Source organism: Paraburkholderia dipogonis, from assembly GCF_046027395.1.
In the GTDB taxonomy this organism is placed as follows: domain Bacteria; phylum Pseudomonadota; class Gammaproteobacteria; order Burkholderiales; family Burkholderiaceae; genus Paraburkholderia; species Paraburkholderia dipogonis_A.
The window spans coordinates 102,553-115,581 of record NZ_JAQQEG010000029.1; the positions used below are offsets into that span (position 1 = coordinate 102,553).

Sequence of the window (13,029 nt, forward strand, 5' to 3'; positions counted from 1 at the left end):
GTTTGTTCAAACTGTCGTGACGGTTGTTGCGGGCTCCGGTGCCGGTTGCGGCGCGGCCGGTGCTTGCAATGCGTCGAGTGCGTCGAGAATCGCTTCGGGCGTGGCCGGTGCGCGCAACGCCGGCGCCTGTCGCGCGTCCGGCACGGCGGCCGCGATCGCGTCGCGAATCGCGAGGAACACCGAGAACGGCAACAGCAACGGCGGCTCGCCGACGGCCTTCGAGCGGAACACGGTCGGCTCGGCGTTGCGGTTCTGATAGAGCTGCACGTGGAACGCCGTGGGCGTGTCGCTCACTGCCGGAATCTTGTAGGTGGACGGCGCGTGCGTCATTAGACGGCCATCGCGGTTCCACCACAGTTCCTCGGTGGTGAGCCAGCCCATGCCCTGAATGAAGCCGCCTTCCACCTGGCCGATGTCGATGGCCGGGTTGATCGACTGACCGGCATCGTGCAGCACGTCCGCGCGCACCAGTTTCCATTCGCCCGTCAGCGTGTCGATCACGACTTCCGAGACCGCCGCGCCGTACGCGAAGTAATAAAACGGGTGACCGGTCAGCGTTTTCGCGTCCCAATGCACTTTCGGCGTGGTGTAGAAACCGTCCGACCACAATTGCACGCGCGCCAGATACGCAGCGCCGACCAGTTGTTCGAACGGCATCGCGCCGCCGTTCACCGACACTTCGCCGTTGGCAAATTGCACGTCCTTCGCCGTGCCGCCGAGTTGTTTGGCCACGAGTTCGGCGAGCCGCGCGCGAATCGTTTGTGCCGCGGCTTCGGCCGCTTTGCCGTTCAGATCGCTGCCGGTGGAAGCCGCGGTTGCCGACGTGTTCGCGATCTTGGAGGTGTCGGTTGCCGTGACCCGCACGCGCGAAAGCGGCAAGCCGAACTCGTTGGCGACCACTTGCGCGACCTTGGTGTTGAGCCCCTGGCCCATCTCCGTGCCGCCGTGATTGACGAGCACCGAGCCGTCTTTGTACACATGCACCAGCGCGCCGGCCTGATTCAGAAACGGCACGTTGAACGAAATGCCGAACTTTACCGGCGAAAACGCGATGCCGCGCTTGAGCACCGGACTGCTCGCGTTGAAGGCCGCGATCGCCCGGCGGCGCGCGCGATAGTCGCTGGTGCCGAGCAACTCATCGGTCAGCGGCGCGATGATATTGTCTTCGACACGCTGTCCGTATGGCGTCGTGTCGCGCTCGCCGATGCCGTAGTAGTTGGCCAGGCGTACGTCGAGCGGATCGCAGTTCAACTGACGCGCGATGCTGTCGAGCATCACTTCCATCACGAGCGCGCCTTGCGGTCCGCCGAAGCCGCGAAATGCGGTGTTCGATTGCGTGTTGGTCTTGCAGCACAGCGCGACGATGTCGACGTCGGACAGGTAATACGCGTTGTCGAAGTGGCAGACGGCGCGCGTGGCGACGGCGCCGGAGAGATCAGCGGAATAGCCCGCACGCAACGCGATTTCGACGCGCGCGCCGAGAATACGGCCGCTGTCGTCGAAGCCCGCTTCGTACGCGTAGGCCGCGTCGTGGCGCTTGCCGGTGATCATGAAATCGTCGTCGCGGTCGGCGCGCAGTTTGACCGGGCGGCGCAGCAGTTTCGCGGCGAGTGCGGCCACGCAGGCGAACACTGCCGATTGCGATTCCTTGCCGCCGAAGCCGCCGCCCATGCGCCGGCATTCGCACACCACATTGTGCTGCGGCCAGTCGAGCATATGCGCGACCACTTGCTGCATCTCGCTCGGGTGCTGCGTCGAACTGTAGACCAGCATGCCGTCCAGTTCCTTCGGCACCGCGTACGCGATCTGGCCTTCCAGATAGAACTGTTCCTGGCCGCCCACTTCGAATGTGCCGCTGATCCGGTTCGGCGCCGCGGCGATCTTCGCATCCGGCTCGCCGCGTTTCAGATGCAGCGGCGGCAGCACGAACTGCCTGGCAGCCTTTGCTTCGGCGGGCGTGAGGATGGCTTCGAGCGGTTCGTAGCGGATCACGTCGTCGCTCTTTGCCAGCGCGGCGGCGCGGCGGGCGAGTTCGTGGCTTTCGGCGATCACGGCGAACACCGGCTGGCCGAGGTACAGCACCTCATTTACCGCGAGAATCGGATCGTCGTGCAGTACTGGACCGCAATTGTTTTCACCGGGGATGTCTTCAGCGGTCAGCACAGCGATGACGCCCGGCGCCTTCCTCACCGCGTCCAGATCCATCGACACGATCCGCGCATGCGCATGACGCGACAGGCCGAGCGCCGCGTGCAGCGTGCCTTGCAGTTCAGGGACGTCGTCCGTGTAGGTGGCTTCGCCGCTCACATGCAGCGCGGCCGATTCATGCGGCAACGACACGCCGATCGACGCGTCGCTTTCGTGAGCGACGTGCCTGACAGCATGTTCAAGGAAAGCATCGGTCCGGTTCATCACGACGGCTCCTTCGCAACGGCGGCGTCCGGCGCACCGGCTTCGAACGCGAACGCATTCACGTCGAAGAGGGCGAGCGGCGCGTCATCGCGCGTTTCGAGGTGAAAGCGCCACAGCACGTTGCGCGCCACCTTCAGTCGATACGCGCTCGAAGCGCGCATGTCGGTGAGCGGCTGGTAATCGGCGACGAGCGCGGTCATGGCTTGCCGCGCGGTGCTTTCGTCCCATGTTGCGCCATTCAGGACGGCTTCGGTTTGCGCGGCCCGCTTCGGCGTGGCCGCCATGCCGCCGAACGCGACGCGGGCTTGCTGAATGACGCCGTTTTCGCCGAGGTGCAGCGCGAACGCCGCGCACACGGCCGAGATGTCCTGATCGTAACGCTTCGACACTTTGTAGGTGCGAAAGCGCAGATTGCCGGCCGGCCGCGGCACGCGCAGCGCCGCGACGAATTCGCCGGCGGCGAGCGCGGTCTTCTGATAGCCGAGGTAGAACGCGTCGAGCGGCAGCGTCCGCGTTTTCGGACCGTGGCGCAGCACGACTTCGGCGCCGAGCGCGAGCAGCGCCGGCATCGAGTCGCCGATCGGCGAGCCGTTCGCGACGTTGCCGCCGAGCGTGCCGGCATTGCGGATCGGCAGAGACGCAAAACGCGTCCACAGTTCGGCGAGTTCGGGGTAATCGACGGCGAGCGCGGCGTACGCGTCTTCCAACGTGGCGGCGGCGCCGATCGTCAGCGTCTGCGCATCGCGTTCGATTGTCTTCAATTCGGCGACGTTGCCGATGTACAGAATGTCGCCGAGATCGCGGAATTGCTTGGTGACCCACAGGCCGACGTCGGTGCTGCCCGCAAGCAGACGCGCTTGCGGATGCTCGGCGCGGAGTTTCGCGAACGCATCGAGCGAGATCGGCGCATAAAAGGCGGGCGAGCCGAAGGTGGCGCCGCGCGTGTCGGGGGCGTGGTATTCGAATGTGTCGCGTCGTTGCAGTTCGCGCAGCTTATCCGCGACGGCTTTGCGGTCCAGCGTCACGCGCGGGTATTGCGGATAGTCGAACATCTTTTGCGAGGCGTCGACGATCGGCCGGTAGCCGGTGCAGCGGCACAGATTGCCGGAGAGCGCGGCGTTGATTTCATCGCGGGTGGGCAGGCCGGCGGTGGCCGGCTGGTTTTCGTACAGCGCCCACATCGACATCACGAAGCCGGGCGTGCAGAAGCCGCATTGCGAGCCGTGACAGTCGACCATGGCCTGTTGCACCGGGTGCAGGGCGCCGTCGGCGGCGCGCAGGTCTTCGACGGTGAAAAGCGCCTTGCCGTCCAGCGTCGGCAGGAACTGGATGCAGGCGTTGACCGCTTTCAGCGCCAGGCCGCCGTGCGCGTCCAGTTCGCCGATGACGACCGTGCAGGCGCCGCAGTCGCCTTCCGCGCAGCCTTCCTTGGTGCCGGTGCAATGCAAATCCTCGCGCAGGTGCTGGAGCACGGTGCGCGACGCAGGGACGCCCGCAACCTCACGGACGGACCCCTGGTGATAAAAGCGGATGGTTTGCGTTGTCATGGCGAATCCGAAAGACAGTGCGGACCGGGCGCGCGTTACGCATGGGGTCGCGCCAAAGCCGGCCTCGCGCACGTAGATCGCCATCCATCTCCGAAGATAGCATTACCTTGTCCCAAAAATATTTCCCATGTCGCATGAAGCTTATTCGGACGCGGTCATGAGATATGTACGATTCACGCTAAGGCGGGAAGTTGCGTGAAACGGGGCGGAGGGCGGAAAAGAAGGCGGAGCGCGGCGCGGCGAGGAATTGACGGGGGCTTGCCGGCCGCTCGGGGCGTAAAGCGGCGGGTCAATCCGGCGCAATAGGGGACGAAAGCGCGGTAAATCGCTGACAAAAAACGCCGGATTTCGGCGGCTGCTCATGGCAGCGCGAAAACCGGCGCTATTCAGTTTGGCAAAACGGCGAGGCAAAACCGGCGGGCCAAATCCCGATCAGGCAATCCGGCGACGATTGCGGACCAGCGTCAGCGCCAACGGGATGAAAGCGATCACGAATGCCACCAGCGACCATTGCGGCAGCGTGAGGCCGAGAATCGGCGGATAGGCCGTTTCGCATAGACCAGCGACCTTGAATACGCCTGGCAGCCAATGCGCGGGCGGCAAACTGTCGACCAACGGCTGCAGCGCGTCGAAGCCACAGCTAAAGCCCGGATTCGCCTGAACATACACATGGCGCGCGGCCGTAACGATACCGGCCAGCGCCGACAAGGCCGCCATCACTTCTAGCAGACGCACGCCGCGCCAGCTATTAAAGCGCGCGCCGAGGAATGCGAAAATCGCAATCAGCAGGAAGAAATACCGCTGGATGATGCACAACGGACAAGGGTCTTCGTGCAGAAAATACTGCAGATACAGCGCGCCGCCCACGAGGGCAACGCAGATCAGGCCAAGCAGAACCAGCAGGGAGCGCTCGCGGCGCAGCATTGCAGTGTCGTTATTCATGGATCGTGTAGCTGTCTCGAAACGAAAAGGGCGGGTGCCCGCGATTCTAGCGCGAACCCCGCCCCCCAGCTTATCCTGCTTTTACGACGTATTTCCTGATCAGCGAATCGCCTTGAGCACCGCTTCGGCGCCGCGGCCGATGGCCAGCAGGGCGTCGTCGGCGTGCGGCGCGCCGGCCAGCATCAGGCCGACGGGCGCGTCGCCGCGCAGGTGGCACGGCAGCGACAGCGTGCAGGTGTCGAGGAAGTTGAACACGCTCGGGTTGCGCAGGATCAACGCGTTGGTGCGGCCAAAGGCGTCATCGTCGTCGACCAGGTCGGCGACGCGCGGCGGCACCACCGGCACTGTGGGCGCCACGACCGCATCGAAACGCTGCCACAGCGTGCGGGCGGCCTCGGCGAGCATCGCCTCGCGTTCGGCGAGCAGATCCAGATAGTCGGCGGCGCTGGCCGGCTGGCCCTTCAGAATGCGCACCAGCACGCGCGGATCGTATTGGTCGCGATGCTTTTCCAGCAACGGACGATGCCACGCATACGCTTCGATCGGCGAGAACCCGAAGCGGTTGATCTCGGGCAAACGGTCGAGCGGCGCGAAACGCACTTCGCTGACAATCGCGCCGGCCGCTTCCAGATGCTTGAGCGCGGTGTCGATCGCCGCGGCGACCGCCGGCTCGACGCCGTCGGTGACGAAATTGGTCAGCACGCCGAGGCGCACGCCTTCGAGCGGACGGGCGGCCGGAATGCGCGGCTCGAGCCCGGCCAGCATGCGGTCGACCAGCGCGCAGCACGCCACGGAGACGCCGATCGGCCCGAACGAATCGAGGGTCGACGAAAGCGGCACGCCGCCCTGTTTGGGGATGCGATCGGCGGTCGGTTTGAAGCCGGTCAGGCCGCACAGCGCCGCCGGAATGCGGATCGAGCCGCCGGTATCGGTGCCGAGCGCGATGGCCGCCATGCCGTCCGCGACGGAAGCCGCCGCGCCCGACGACGAGCCGCCCGAAATCCGCTCATCGCCTTTCACGCCGCGCTGGTACGGCGACAGCGGATTGCCGTAGTGCGGGTTCAGGCCGAGTCCGGAAAACGCGAACTCGCTCATATTGGTTCGGCCGACGATCACGGCGCCCGCGCGCTTCAAACGCGCGACCGCGACGGCATCCGACTTTGCGGCGGGGGCGTCGGCGAGCACGGCGGAACCGGCGCGGGTCGGCTGGCCTTCGATATCGAACAGGTCTTTGACGGACACCGGAATCCCGGCGAGCGGCGAAAGCACGGTGCCGGCGGCGCGCAGACGGTCGTGCGCGTCGGCGGCGGCGCGCGCGCTGTCGGCGTCGACGTGCATGAAGACGGCGGCGCCCTGGCCGGCCGGATCGGCGATCCGTTCGAGCGCAGTCTCGACGAGCGCGCGGCTCGTGGTGCGTCCGGCGGCGAGGTCGGCGGCAAGTTGGGCTAGCGGCGGAAAGGGCGTGAATTCAGTGGCCATGATGTCGGTAGGAATCCGGTTGAACCGGCCAAAGCCGGTCATTGGGCTAAATGCGATGGCTTAAATGCGTTCGGCTAAATGCGAGTGAAGAGCGTCGCGCGAAACGCTTCGATATGCTTTTGCACCGATTGACGCGCGCCTTCGGCATCGCGTTCGCGCAGCAGGCGAAACAGTTCGAGATGTTCCTCGTGCACGTCTTCCAGATGATGCGGCTCGGACAGCGAAATGAACCAGAAGCGCAGCGAGCGCTCGTGCAGCCCGCGCAGGATGTCGGCCAGCACCGGGTTGCGCGAGGCGGCCGAGATCGCCAGATGAAACTCGCGGTCGATATCCATCATGCCTTCGATATCGTGCGCGGCGACGCACACGGCCGAGCGGTCCAGCAGCGCTTGCATCGCGTCGTAGTCGTGCTGTTGCGCGTGGCGCGCGGCCAGTTCCACGCAGTAGCTTTCGTTCACGAGGCGCACGTCGATGATCGCCAGCACGTCGTCGAGCGAAACCGGACGGACCATGATGCCCTTGCGCGGCATGATGGTCAGCATGCCTTCGTGCACCAGCCGATGCAGCGCCTGATGAACCGGCGTCCTGCCGATGCCGGTCAGCGCCATCAGTTCCGCTTCGTTGAGCACCTCGCTCGGCCGCAGGCGCATGGTGATGATCTCGCGCTTGACGAACGCATAGGCCTGCTCGGCGAGACTCGCGGCAGCGGTCGCGCGGGCGGGCAGGGAAGGGCGGGCAGTCTGCAAAAGCGTCATGTGAAGTGGAAGCGGGCCATGTCGTCCGCATTGTAGAGCAAGGTTTTGCGTGAACGATTCGGGTCGGGCGTGCGACGCGGGTTGTGGGTGATCGGCCGGCGCTCGCCAGACGCGGGGCGCCTGAATCGCAGCCCCGTGCCCGCGCCGTCCGCGTACGCGTCCACCACAGCCTGTCAGGCGCGGCTCGGCGAAACCGCCGCCGCATGCTGAACCTTGACGCGCGGCATCATCAGCGTAACCAGCCCGCCGACGATCAGCGCCCCCGCGATCAACACGAGCCCGAACGTCACGCTATGCGTCGCGTCCTTGACGATGCCGAGCACATACGGGCTCACATAGCCCGCGAGGTTCGCGATCGAGTTGATCACCGCAATCCCGGCAACCGCGGCCGTGCCTTGCAGGAAGGTCGTCGACATCGACCAGAAGATGCCGAAGCCCGCGAGGATGCCGATATACGCGATCGACAAACCGGTGACGGCAAGCGGAATGGAGTTCGTCACCGAGGCGCTGCCGAGCAAACCCGCCGCGCCGATGAAGCAGCACACGGCGTAGTGCCAGCGCCGCTCGCCGGTGATGTCCGACGAACGCCCGATCAGGATCATGCCGATGCCCGCAGCGAGATACGGAATCGCGGTGACGAAGCCATTGGTGACGAGGTTCGTGACGCCTAGATCCTTGACGATCTGCGGCAGCCAGAACGAGAAGCCCGCATTGCCCGTGACGAGGCAGAAATAGATCAGCGTGAGCAGCCAGAAGCGGCCGGAGCGCAACGCCACCGCGAGGCTATGCTCCGCGCCGGCCGCCGCGGCCGCGCTGTTTTCCCGCGCGAGACGGCCGAGAATCACCCGCTTTTCGTCGTCGCTGAGCCAGGCGGCTTCGGCGGGCGTGTTGCGCAGCACGGCGAGCGCCCAGAAGCCGGCGAGAATGGACGGAATGCCTTCGATCAGAAACATCCACTGCCAGCCGCGCAAACCGTGCGCTTCATGCAATGCCGACATCAGAAAGCCCGACAACGGCGCACCGATGATGCCGGCCACCGGAATCGCCGCCATGAACACCGCGACCATGCGCGCGCGCCGGTCGGACGGAAACCAGAAGGTCAGATAGAGCACCACGCCCGGCACCAGGCCGGCTTCGGCGACGCCGAGGCAAAAGCGCAGCACGTAGAACATCGTTTCCGAGCGCACGAACATCATCAGACACGACAGCAGGCCCCACAGCATCGTGATGCGGGCGATCGTGGCGCGCGCGCCGAACTTCTTGAGCAGCAGATTGCTCGGCACTTCGAACACGAAGTAGCCAAAGAAAAAAATCCCCGCGCCGAGTCCGTACGCCGCGTTCGACAGGCCGAGGTCGCCGGTGAACTGCAGCTTCGCGTAACCGATGTTGACGCGGTCCAGATACGACAGCACATAGACGAGGAACAGGAACGGCATGATGCGCCAGGTGATCTTGCGCAGGGCTGCGGCTTCGAGCCACGCGTCGGAAGACGCGTCGGCGGCGGATAGCGAAGGGGAGCTCATGGGTGCCTCATTCGACGATAGGTAGCGCGCACACGCGATAGGCGTGGCGCAGCGTGCGGTTCAGGATCGGGTCGTGCAATTCGAGTTCGAGCGCCTCGCCGTCAGCCATGCCGACGATGCCGCCCTGTACCGCCAGCGTGCCGCAGAACATGGCCGCGCCTTGCGCGAGCGGCGCGCGCGTGAGCAACTCGGCGGCTGGCAGCAGCGATGCCACGCTGCCTTGCTGATAGACGCGCCGCTCGCCGTTTGTCACGGCGTAAGCGAGCAATTCCAGCTGGTCCCAGTGACCGGAGACATCGTCGAAGCGCCACGCGTCACGCGCGACCGGTTTCGGGCAGACCTGCTTGGAGACGGTGACGCCGTAGGCCTCGACCTCGCGGTCGGTGTGATCCGAACCGACGGTGACGAGCAAGCCTGCTTTCGACTGCACCAGCACGCATTCGGCTTCGCCGCTCGACTTCACGCCGACCACGTCGATCTGCTCGGCCTGCGTCAGCAGTTCCGCGCCGAGGCGGTAGAAGCAGGGCGTGGTGGACGGCCGCTTCACGCCGAGTTCAGCCAGTTCGGCAATGTGATGCTCGATTGCGGCCTGGTCGCGGCCGGCCCAACCGGCAATGGTCAGACGATTCACGTCGGTGATCTCGGCGCGACTGCCGCCGGAACGGTCTACAACGTTGAAGGACAACTGCTGCATTTGCTCGACTCCCCAGAAAATATGCTTCAAATATTATTGTGATATTTCACATGAGTCCAGCGTGTCAAAAACATTCTTTTGAGCGCCGGATGAGATCTGCGGCCCGGCGATAGTCCAACGCCGTACGAACGCCGGCGCGCGGCGGCTTGTCGCATTCGTTTGTTAAACTGCGTTTTCCAACATTACTTTTTGTAAGGGACGCATTCATGCACCATGGCATCGGCTTCATTCAGGACCTGGCGGTCGTGATGGCGCTCGCCGGCGTCGTCACCGTGCTGTTCCATCGCCTGAAACAGCCGGTGGTACTCGGTTACATCGCCGCCGGCGTGATCATCGGGCCATACACGCCGCCGTTCCAGTTGATCCACGACGAGCAGACCATTCAGACGCTCGGCGAACTCGGCGTGGTGTTCCTGATGTTTTCGCTCGGCCTCGAATTCAGTCTGCGCAAACTCTTCAAGGTCGGCGCGACGGCGATCGTCGCGGCGCTCTCCGAGATCGTGCTGATGCTGTGGATCGGTTACGAGATCGGCAGCGCGTTCGGCTGGAGTTCGATGGATTCGCTGTTCCTCGGCGCGATCCTCGCCATCTCGTCGACTACCATCATCGTCAAGGCGCTCTCAGAACTCGGCCTGAAGCGCGAGAGCTTCGCGCAACTGGTGTTCGGCATTCTGATCGTCGAGGACATTCTCGCCATCGCGATGCTGGTGCTGCTGTCGGGCATTGCGCAGACGGGGCAATTGAGCGCGGGCGTCGCCATGGTCACGCTCGGCAAGCTGCTGCTGTTCATGACGGTGTCGCTGGTGGTCGGCATTCTGGTCGTGCCGCGCGCCTTGAACTACGTGGCGCGCGCGAAGAGCGACGAGATGCTGCTCGTTTCGGTGCTTGGGTTCTGCTTCGGCTTCTGTTTGCTGGTCGTGAAGCTCGACTACAGCATCGCGCTCGGCGCGTTCCTGATCGGCGCGATCATGGCCGAATCGCGCCATCTGCATCGGATCGAGCATCTGATCGCGCCGCTGCGCGACGCGTTTTCCGCGATCTTCTTCGTGACGATCGGTTTGATGCTGAACCCGGCCGTGCTAGTCGACTACGCGTGGCCGATCGCGGTGATCACGGTGGCGGTGATCGTCGGCAAGATCGTGTCGTGCGGGCTCGGCACCTTTCTCGCCGGCAAGGACGGCCGCACCGCGATGCGCGTCGGCATGACCGTCTCGCAGATCGGCGAGTTCTCATTCATCATCGCGTCGCTCGGTTTGACGCTGAAGGTGACGAGCGCGTTCCTCTATCCGATTGCGGTGGCGGTGTCCGCGTTGACCACGCTGTTCACGCCGTATCTGATCCGCGCGGCCGACCCGCTGACGCAGCGCCTCGGTCAAGCCATGCCGCGTACGCTCGCGAATGTGTTCGGCATGTACGGGCAATGGTTGCGCAGCCTGAGTACGGGAAGCGGTGAACCCACGCTGTTCAGCATGACGCGGCGGATCATCCTGCAGATTGCGGTCAATCTGGCGCTCGTCGCCGCGATTTTTCTGATCGTGTCGTATAGCGCGCCTTATACCAGCGCGTGGCTCGCACATTGGGTGAGTTCCGAGCCGATGCAGCGCGTGGTGCTATGGAGCTTCGCACTGGTGGTGTCGATGCCGTTTCTGGTGGCCGTGTATCGCAAGCTCAAGTCGCTTGCCTTGCTGCTCGCCGAGGTCAGCGTGCAACCGGCGACGGCGGGGCGCTTCACGAGTGCGATCCGCTACGCGATTTCCGATCTGGTGCCGGTGGTCTCGATGGTTGGCGTGTTTCTGCTGGTCGCGGCGCTTTCCGGCGGCATTCTGCCGCCGACCGGCCTGCTTGCCGCGGTGCTGGTCTGCGCCGCGTTGCTGCTGGCGCTGGTGTGGCGCTGGTGCGTGAAAATCCATGCGGCGATGCAGATCGCCTTGCGCGAGACCTTCGAGGAGCAGCCGGATCCTTAAGTCAGACTTGCCGCGCGGTTCTCCAGGTTGAGTTCCTCATAGGCGCCATAGGCGGCCGCAACAATGTGAGCAATTGTGTGCGGGTTTGCGGCGCTTGCCTCGCTAGCGGATAATCAGGGCATATTCATTCGTTCGCGTGGAAGGCGCCTGTCTGACTGTCATGAGCGAAAACAAACCTGAAAATGCCGGCAAGCCCGGCAATCCAACGCCGCCTTCGCCGTCGCCCGCGCCGTCCGGCACGCCCGGCGTGTCGGCATCTGGCTCCGCGCCAGCCGACCCGGCGGCCTCGCTACCCCTCTCGCACGAAGATGCCATCCAGTCGCCGATCAAAGACGCGGTGACGCCGCCGGATGTTTCATCGACTTCCACGCACGCTGCATCCACCGCGACGCCGGTCGCCGAGGCGGCTGCGGTGCGATCGTCGACCGACGATCCCGACAGCGCGTCGGCCGTCACACCGACCGATCCGCAAACGGCGCGGCAACGCGATGCGGCGGAAGCACGCAGCGCGGCTGCGGCGTCCACCGCGAAGCAGGAAGCGGCGGTACACGAACAGGAAGCGCGGCGTGCCGGCGTCCATGCGATGAGGCCGCCGCCGACCGTCGGGAGCAGCGAACCCATCGACGGCGAGCTGGTCAGCTCCGTTGAAGACGCTACTGTGGTCGAAGAGGTCCAGGCTTCCACCGAACGTCGCGCGGGTTCGCCGCCGCCCGGTTTCGGCGCGGCGCCCGACTTCACCGCGTCCAACCCGCCGCCGCCCAACGCATTGCCGCCGTCGCCGCCGCGCTATCTGAAGCACAACGATTCGGCATGGACGGTGTTCGGCCGCATCGTCGCGGCGCGCGCGCGTCAGTTGTTCGATCGCGCGGGCCAGCGGATCACGCAGCGTACGCTGCGCATCGGCGTGTCGGCGCGCATCTTCCATCCCGAGCCGGGTGCGAAGGGGCTGCGCGGCAAGACCTTGCAGTATCTCGAGGAATCGATCGCGCACTGGGTGATGTCGCGTGACGTACTGGTGTTCATGATCCCGACGGTCGGTCATCAGGGCATGCTGCATCCGAGCAATATCCGTTTGCGCGATTACGCGAAGCATCTCGACGGCCTGCTGCTGCAAGGCGGCGCCGACGTCTCGCCGCAGTCTTACGCGGAACAGGCAACCAGCCACGAGTGGCCCGGCGACCGCGTGCGCGACATGTACGAACTCGAACTGCTGCATGAGTTCGTCGAGTCGGGCAAGCCGGTGCTCGGCGTGTGCCGTGGCTGTCAACTGATCAACGTGGCGTTCGGCGGGACCTTGTATCAGGACATCGCTACCGATGTGCCGACCGCGGCCACGCACGTCAACGAGAACTACGATCAGCATCGGCACGGGATTCATTTCCCGGACGGTTCGACGCTCGCCAATATGTTCCCGGGCCGGCGCGATGCGATCGTCAACTCGATTCACCATCAGGCGGTCAAGACGCTCGGCCGCGATCTCAATATCGAAGCGGTGTCGGCGTCGGATGGCATTATTGAAGCCGTGCGCTACCGGCGCGCGCCGTTCGTGATGGGCGTGCAATGGCATCCGGAGTTTCATCGCGCGGGTGGTCCGGAGTTGCTCGACTGCACGCCGTTGCTCGATACGTTCCTGCGTGTGGCGCGTGAGACGCGGTTTTGAGGTTGCCGGGCTGGTGAGTCGGTGTCGGGTGGCCGAAAGCGTGGTTTGTTAGA

Annotated in this window: 9 protein-coding genes; 2 read left to right on the forward strand and 7 right to left on the reverse strand. The window is 64.9% G+C overall.

Annotated features, from left to right (window positions below; genetic code table 11):
• Positions 1-6 precede the first annotated feature (6 nt).
• The 7 genes from xdhB to PQR32_RS27635 all read right to left on the reverse strand — a co-directional run bounded on the left by xdhB (position 7) and on the right by PQR32_RS27635 (position 9,352).
• Entirely contained in the window at positions 7-2,412 is a 2,406-nt protein-coding gene (gene xdhB / locus PQR32_RS27605; protein ID WP_408234358.1) for a xanthine dehydrogenase molybdopterin binding subunit, read from the reverse strand.
• Positions 2,412-3,959, reverse strand: a complete 1,548-nt coding sequence (xdhA, locus tag PQR32_RS27610) for a xanthine dehydrogenase small subunit (protein WP_408234361.1) — start codon at positions 3,957-3,959, stop codon at positions 2,412-2,414. Before xdhA ends, xdhB begins: the two co-directional genes overlap by 1 nt.
• 432 nt (positions 3,960-4,391) lie before the next feature.
• Positions 4,392-4,901 (reverse strand): disulfide bond formation protein B, encoded by a 510-nt coding sequence (locus PQR32_RS27615; protein ID WP_132373482.1) that lies wholly within the window; start codon positions 4,899-4,901, stop codon positions 4,392-4,394.
• A gap of 99 nt (positions 4,902-5,000) precedes the next feature.
• Positions 5,001-6,380, reverse strand: a complete 1,380-nt coding sequence (locus tag PQR32_RS27620) for an amidase (RefSeq protein WP_408234385.1) — start codon at positions 6,378-6,380, stop codon at positions 5,001-5,003.
• A 74-nt stretch (positions 6,381-6,454) separates the two neighbouring features.
• Entirely contained in the window at positions 6,455-7,135 is a 681-nt protein-coding gene (locus PQR32_RS27625) for a GntR family transcriptional regulator (protein WP_408234364.1), read from the reverse strand.
• 173 nt (positions 7,136-7,308) lie between these two features.
• Positions 7,309-8,658, reverse strand: coding sequence for an MFS transporter (locus tag PQR32_RS27630; protein ID WP_408234367.1), 1,350 nt, complete (start codon positions 8,656-8,658; stop codon positions 7,309-7,311).
• 7 nt (positions 8,659-8,665) lie between these two features.
• Positions 8,666-9,352 carry a DUF2848 domain-containing protein gene (locus PQR32_RS27635; protein ID WP_408234370.1) on the reverse strand — a complete coding sequence of 229 codons (687 nt, stop codon included), beginning with the start codon at positions 9,350-9,352 and terminating at the stop codon, positions 8,666-8,668.
• Positions 9,353-9,558: 206 nt separating this feature from the next.
• Here PQR32_RS27635 and PQR32_RS27640 point away from each other — a divergent pair, with 206 nt between their 5' ends.
• Complete coding sequence (locus PQR32_RS27640; protein WP_408234373.1) at positions 9,559-11,316, forward strand: cation:proton antiporter; 1,758 nt, start codon at positions 9,559-9,561, stop codon at positions 11,314-11,316.
• Positions 11,317-11,476: 160 nt separating this feature from the next.
• The gene (locus tag PQR32_RS27645; protein WP_408234376.1) at positions 11,477-12,976 is read left to right on the forward strand and encodes a gamma-glutamyl-gamma-aminobutyrate hydrolase family protein; all 1,500 of its coding nucleotides are present in this window, start codon (positions 11,477-11,479) and stop codon (positions 12,974-12,976) included.
• Positions 12,977-13,029: the final 53 nt, after the last annotated feature.

Coding starts and splice junctions, on each gene's coding strand:
- xdhB (WP_408234358.1), bottom strand. CDS start 2,412: ATGAACCGGACCGATGCTTTCCTTGAACATGCTGTCAGGCACGTCGCT.
- xdhA (WP_408234361.1), bottom strand. CDS start 3,959: ATGACAACGCAAACCATCCGCTTTTATCACCAGGGGTCCGTCCGTGAG.
- PQR32_RS27615 (WP_132373482.1), bottom strand. CDS start 4,901: ATGAATAACGACACTGCAATGCTGCGCCGCGAGCGCTCCCTGCTGGTT.
- PQR32_RS27620 (WP_408234385.1), bottom strand. CDS start 6,380: ATGGCCACTGAATTCACGCCCTTTCCGCCGCTAGCCCAACTTGCCGCC.
- PQR32_RS27625 (WP_408234364.1), bottom strand. CDS start 7,135: ATGACGCTTTTGCAGACTGCCCGCCCTTCCCTGCCCGCCCGCGCGACC.
- PQR32_RS27630 (WP_408234367.1), bottom strand. CDS start 8,658: ATGAGCTCCCCTTCGCTATCCGCCGCCGACGCGTCTTCCGACGCGTGG.
- PQR32_RS27635 (WP_408234370.1), bottom strand. CDS start 9,352: ATGCAGCAGTTGTCCTTCAACGTTGTAGACCGTTCCGGCGGCAGTCGC.
- PQR32_RS27640 (WP_408234373.1), top strand. CDS start 9,559: ATGCACCATGGCATCGGCTTCATTCAGGACCTGGCGGTCGTGATGGCG.
- PQR32_RS27645 (WP_408234376.1), top strand. CDS start 11,477: ATGAGCGAAAACAAACCTGAAAATGCCGGCAAGCCCGGCAATCCAACG.